Origin of the sequence: Cyanobium sp. Lug-B, assembly GCF_024345635.1 — a bacterium.
Lineage (GTDB): Bacteria > Cyanobacteriota > Cyanobacteriia > PCC-6307 > Cyanobiaceae > Cyanobium > Cyanobium minutissimum.
On the sequence record NZ_JAGQBM010000111.1, the window covers coordinates 1 to 5,353 of the forward strand.

Genomic DNA, 5,353 nt, shown 5'->3' on the forward strand with positions numbered 1-5,353 from the left:
GGCTCCGGCCACCGCAGCGCCGAGGCCCACGATCAGCGGCACCGGCAGGGTGCCGCCCCGCAGCCCGCCCTCCTGGCCGCCGCCGAGCTGCTGGGGGGCCAGGGCCACGCCCGGGCGCCGCAGCAGGGCTCCCACCCCCTTGGGGCCGTACAGCTTGTGGCCGCTGAGGCTGAGCAGGTCGATGCCGAGGTCGGCCATGGCCAGCGGGATGTGGCCCACTGCCTGGGCGGCGTCGCAGTGGAACAGCACACCCCGCTGGCGGCAGAGGGCGCCGATGGCGGCCAGGGGCTGCAGCACACCGATCTCGTTGTTCGCCGCCATCACCGACAGCAGCAGGGTGTCGGGGCCCAGGGCCTCCGCCAGCCGGTCGGGGTCCACCAGGCCATCGGCTCCCACGGGCAGCACTGTGAGCGGAAAGCCATGGCGCTCCAGCCAGGCCAGCGGCTCCAGGACGGCCCGATGCTCGGTGGCCAGGGTCACCAGCCGGCGGCGGGGGTTCCCCCGCTCCAGGGCCGCCTCGGCCGCCCCCCGCAAGGCCAGGTTGTTGGCTTCGGTGGCGCCGCTGGTGAAGATCACCGCCTCGTCGGCCATGCCCAGCGCCCCGGCCACCCGGTGGCGGGCGATGTCCACCGCCGCGCCCGCCTCCAGGGACGGCCGGTGCAGGCGGCTGGAGGGGTTGGCGGGGTTCGCCGTCCACCAGGGCGCCATGGCCGCCACCACCGCCGGATCGCACGGGGTGCTCGCGTGGTGGTCGAGGTACGTCAGCATGGGGCCATGCTGAACCGTCTCCGCTGCTTCGGTGTCACCCCCCTGCGGCTGGGGTCGGCCTTGCCGATGGCCCCGCTGGCGGCGTTCACCCTGGCCGCGGCCGCCGTGACGGCGGCCGTCCCCCTGGCCCTGCCCGGCCCGGCGGCCGCCCAGGGCGAGTCCCGCAGCAACGAGGAGAACCGGCCCAAGGGCTTCCGGGTGCTGCTGGACCGGGTCACCCACCGGGGCCGGGAGGTGGTGGGCATCTACGGCCTGGTGCCCGAGCCGGCCCAGCCTGGGATGTGGCGGGTGCAGGTGTGGGAGGAGCTCGACGACCGGGTGACCGTCGCCACTGACAAGATCGGCTGCAGCGTCACCGCCCCCCTGCGGATCACCGGCAGCTCCCGCCGCCTGATCATCCGCGAGCTCAACCCCGGCGGGGTGATCACCCCGGCCAACCGCCTCGATCACCTGATGTGGTGGGCGGTGTGCGTGCCTGAGCAGGCCGGCAGGGATCCCGCCGGCCTCGGTCCGGTGGCCCGCCAGCTGGGTTACAGCGGCCTCCTGCCCGAACGGGAACAGGTGGTGCTTGGTCCTGGTCGATAGATTTCCCCCATGAGCCAGGAACCCTCCGCCGCCGCCGGCCCCATCCCCGAGCCGTCCGGGCCGCCGGAGGGGGCCGAAGCCGCCGTCAGCACCCCGGTGCGGCTGCTGCTGGTCGATGACGAGCCCGGGCTGCGCACGGCGGTCAAGGCCTACCTGGAAGACGAGGGGTTCGCCGTCACCACCGCCAATGACGGCGAGGAGGGCTGGACGGCCGCCCAGGCCCAGATGCCCGATGTCGTCATCACCGATGTGATGATGCCCCGCTGCGACGGCTACGGCCTGCTGAAGCGTCTGCGGGCCGATGAGCGGCTCGGGGGCACGCCGGTGATCTTCCTCACCGCCAAGGGCATGACGGCCGATCGCATCGCTGGCTTCCAGGCCGGCGCCGACGACTACATCCCCAAGCCGTTCGATCCGGACGAGCTGGTGGCCCGGGTGCGCAACGTGGTGCGGCGCCAGGAGCGGCTGCTGGCGGAGGCGGCCCGCTTCGCCGATGCCGACATCGGCGCCATGGCCCGCCAGATCACCGAGATCCGCTCGATGCTGGGCGGCGGCGGCGGTTCCGGCACCGGCAGCGGCGGCAGCACCCGCAAGCCCGTCAGCGATGTGCGCCTCGACTTCACACCCCGCGAGGCCAGCGTGCTGCAGCTGGTGGCCGAGGGAATGATGAACAAGGAGATCGCCCGCCGGCTGGAGACCTCGATCCGCAACGTCGAGAAGTACGTCAGCCGGCTGTTCATCAAGACCGGCACCGCCAGCCGCACCGAGCTGGTGCGCTTCGCCCTCGAGCATGGGCTGGTGGATTGATGGTCCCCCGTCCCTGGCTCTGAGCCTGCCGCCGGGCTGGCTGCCCTCCCGCCCCAACGGTGGCTGGGCCTACCGCGACCGCATCCCCCCCGCGGCGGCCGGCCTGGGGGTGGTCGCCTTCTATGCCGGCCGCTACGGCCACTCCAGCGCGGCGGCATGGGAGCGGCGTCTGACGGCCGGCGAGATCAGCCGCAACGGGCTGCCGCTGCGGGCCGACGCGGTGCTGGCCGGCGGCGAGCGGTTGGTGTGGCAGCGTCCCCCCTGGCCGGAGCCCGCCGTCCCGGCCCACTGGACAGTGATCCACGACGACGGCGACCTGCTGGTGATCGACAAGCCCAGCGGCCTGCCCGTGCTGCCGGCGGGCGGCTTCCTGGAGCACACGGTGCTGCGGCTGCTGGAGCACCGCCACGGTGACGACCCCGCTGGCGTGCCGCGGCCGGTGCACCGCCTGGGGCGCTTCACCTCCGGCCTGCTGGTGTGCGCCCGCCGGCCGGCCACCCGCGCCTGGCTGAGCGCCCAGCTGCGCGAGAGCACGGGCTCGCTGGCCTGTGGCGCCAGCGGTGGCGTTGGTGGCGGGGAGGCTGGCGGCGTCGGTGGCGGGGCCCCGCCCTGCCGCAAGCTCTACCGGGCCCTGCTGGTGCCGGGCCGGCTGGCCCTGGCGGCCGGCGACAGCCTGGCGATCACCACGCCGATCGGCCGGCGCCCCCACCCGCCGCTTGGGGAGATCTGGTGCGCGGCCGAGGCCGGCGACCCAGGCGCCCTGGTGGCCCGCAGCCAGCTCACCCTGCTGGCGACGGGCCATGAGGCCGATCTGGTCGAGGTGGCGATCGTCAGCGGGCGCCCCCACCAGATCCGCATCCACTGCGCCGCCATCGGAGTGCCGCTGCTGGGGGATCCGCTGTACGGACCGGGCGGGCGGGCCCGCCCCGGGGCCCTGCCGGGGGAGGGCGGCTACCGGCTTCAGGCCCGCTGGCTGCGGCTGCACCACCCCGAGGGATCAGTTCTGGAGCTGGAAGCCCCAGCGGCGGAAGGCCTGGGCACGACGGCGGAGCGGCCGGCGGCCCAGGCTTCCACCGAGCGGCCCAGCGGCGGCGGACCGCAGGACTGATCGGCGCCGTGCCGCAGGCCTGATCGGCGTGGTGCCGCCGGAGAGCTGGACCCGGACCTGGGTGGCGCGAGCATGGCCTTTCGCGCCTGCATGGCGGTTCGCTGGTTCCCTTCAGACCCTGTACAGGCTGTACAGAATCGGGAATGGCCAGGGGCGACCTGCCTGGCCGATTGCCATGGGAGCACCCATCAGCGCCGCCCCTGCGCCAGGACCTCCGGCGCCACCCAGGCGATCGCATGGCGCTGATCAGGCCGACTCCCGCTCGAAGGCGATCAGGCGGGAGAAGTAGAACGGCGCCTGGTTCAGGCTGCGGTGCACGGGGCGGAAGCCGGCGGCCGCCGCCGCCGCCACGATCCCGTCCTCCCGCAGGGTGTAGGCGCGGGTGGTCTTGCTGGGCCCGGGGAACAGCTGGCCGATCTGCTTGAGCACCGCCAGCAGCGGCGTGTAGGGGGCGAAGCTGACGATCAGCTGGCGCTCGGCCATGGCCGCGAGGTGTCGCACCATCGCTTCGGCGGCCGCCTGGGGGTAATGGATGAAGACATCCAGGCAGATCACCGTGTCGTAGCGGCCCTGGAGGCTCTCCAGATCGGAGACGCTGAAGCTCAGCCGCTCCGAGGCCAGACCGGCCTCGCTGGCCCGGCGGCTGGCCTCGGCCACCATGGCGGCGGAGAGATCGCTGGCGGCGATCGCGCCGGCCCCGAGGGCTGCCAGGGGCAGGCTGAGGCTGCCGACACCGCAGCCGGCATCACAGAAGCTGCGGCTCCCCAGGTTGCCCTGCTGCTGCAGCAAGGCCAGCACCGCATCCACGGTCTTCTGGTGGCCGAGGCGGATGTTGCGCTGGACCCGGTTCACCTCCTCGCTGTCGCTGTAGATGCGATTCCAGCGCTCGAAGCCGGTGCTCTCGAAGTAGGCCTGCACCTCGGCCTTCTCGGCCTGCGTCTCGGCCTGTACCTCAGCGGGTGCGGGGGGTTGCAGTTCCGGGGGCATGGGGCGCAGGGCCGTTCAGGTGGGCCGGATCCTAGGGAGCAGGAGCCTGGGGCACCGCCTCGGATCCCCCGGCCATCGCCGCAGATCCACCGGCCACGGCCGCGGGGCGCCGCCAGTCCAGGCGCCCATCGGCCGCCGTGCTCCAGCGCAGGGTGTCCGCCAGGGGCCGCCCCAGCAGCAGCTGCTCCAGCGGCTGTCGCTCCCCCAGCAGGCGCCGCGGCGCCAGGGTGGCGGCGGCGATCGAGGCCGCCACCAGGCCCCCCCAGCCGGCCAGCCGCCGCACCCCCTCCAGCAGCGGCAGGGTCACCCCCGCCAGGGTGCCGTCCTCCAGCCGGCAGCTGCCGTCCTCCACCAGCAGGACGCGCTCGTCCCAGCGGTGGCGGCCGTCGGCCAGTCCGTAGGGGGCCAGGGCATCACTGACGATCACCACCTGCCGGGGCGCCAGCCGCTGCAGCAGCACCGCCATGGTGGGATCGACGTGGACGCCGTCGGCGATCAGCCCCAGGGCCACCTCCCCCTGCCGCAGGGCCTCTCCGACCGGCCCCGGGGCGCGGTGGTGCAACCCGGCCATGGCATTGAAGCTGTGGGTGAGCATCCCCACCCCCTGGGTGAAGGCCCGGCGGGCCTGGGCCGCATCGGCGCCGCTGTGGCCCAGGCTCACCACCACGCCGGCGGCCCGCAGCGCCGCGATCACCGCGTCGGCCCCGTCCAGCTCCGGGGCCAGGGTCACCAGGGCGACATCGGCCTCCGGGCCGCCCGTGAAGCCGGCGATCAGCCCCTCGAGGGCGGCCCGGCTGGGGGCCTGCAGGTGCTGGGCCGGGTGGGCGCCCCGGCGTTCCGGCGCCAGGAACGGCCCCTCCAGATGGGCGCCCAGCAGACGGCAGCGCCCGGGCCGGTGCCGGCGGCGGGCCTCGGCCAGCACCGCCAGGGCCCGACGCAGGGCCTCCGGGGCGCAGGTCACCAGGGTGGGACAGATGGCGTCCACCCCGTCACTCCACAGCAGCTCCAGCAGGGCCTCCAGGCGGGGCAGGTCGCCGAAGCCCAGTTCGGGAAAGGCCAGACCCAGCCCGCCGTTGATCTGCAGGTCCACCCCCCCCG

General features: G+C 74.5%; 6 protein-coding genes. 3 read left to right on the top strand and 3 right to left on the bottom strand.

Going from position 1 to position 5,353, the window contains the following annotated elements; genetic code table 11:
• Nucleotides 1–768, bottom strand: a 768-nt coding sequence (locus KBY81_RS16345) for a cysteine desulfurase family protein (protein WP_254977079.1), incomplete at its 3' end; no start/stop codon positions are given.
• A gap of 6 nt (nt 769–774) precedes the next feature.
• On the opposite strand from KBY81_RS16345, the gene KBY81_RS16350 reads away from it, so the two are divergent.
• The 3 genes from KBY81_RS16350 to KBY81_RS16360 are packed head-to-tail and all read left to right on the top strand — an operon-like array spanning nt 775 to nt 3,268.
• Nucleotides 775–1,353, top strand: a complete 579-nt coding sequence (locus KBY81_RS16350; protein WP_254977080.1) for a hypothetical protein — start codon at nt 775–777, stop codon at nt 1,351–1,353.
• A 9-nt stretch (nt 1,354–1,362) separates the two neighbouring features.
• Entirely contained in the window at nt 1,363–2,160 is a 798-nt protein-coding gene (locus tag KBY81_RS16355) for a response regulator transcription factor (RefSeq protein WP_254972301.1), read from the top strand.
• Complete coding sequence (locus KBY81_RS16360) at nt 2,144–3,268, top strand: pseudouridine synthase (protein WP_254977081.1); 1,125 nt, start codon at nt 2,144–2,146, stop codon at nt 3,266–3,268. The genes KBY81_RS16355 and KBY81_RS16360 overlap by 17 nt, the downstream gene beginning before the upstream one ends.
• A 246-nt stretch (nt 3,269–3,514) precedes the next feature.
• Here the strand turns inward: KBY81_RS16360 and bchM are convergent, their stop codons facing one another.
• Both bchM and KBY81_RS16370 read right to left on the bottom strand, forming a co-directional pair.
• Nucleotides 3,515–4,255 carry a magnesium protoporphyrin IX methyltransferase gene (gene bchM, locus KBY81_RS16365; protein WP_254977082.1) on the bottom strand — a complete coding sequence of 247 codons (741 nt, stop codon included), beginning with the start codon at nt 4,253–4,255 and terminating at the stop codon, nt 3,515–3,517.
• 31 nt (nt 4,256–4,286) lie between these two features.
• Nucleotides 4,287–5,353 (bottom strand): N-acetylglucosamine-6-phosphate deacetylase (locus tag KBY81_RS16370; RefSeq protein WP_254977083.1); only part of this gene is annotated, 1,067 nt, incomplete at its 5' end.

Excerpts from the sequence above, each read along its gene's own strand:
- KBY81_RS16355 (WP_254972301.1), top strand. The coding sequence starts at position 1,363 with ATGAGCCAGGAACCCTCCGCCGCCGCCGGCCCCATCCCCGAGCCGTCC.
- bchM (WP_254977082.1), bottom strand. The coding sequence starts at position 4,255 with ATGCCCCCGGAACTGCAACCCCCCGCACCCGCTGAGGTACAGGCCGAG.
- KBY81_RS16360 (WP_254977081.1), top strand. The coding sequence starts at position 2,144 with ATGGGCTGGTGGATTGATGGTCCCCCGTCCCTGGCTCTGAGCCTGCCG.
- KBY81_RS16350 (WP_254977080.1), top strand. The coding sequence starts at position 775 with ATGCTGAACCGTCTCCGCTGCTTCGGTGTCACCCCCCTGCGGCTGGGG.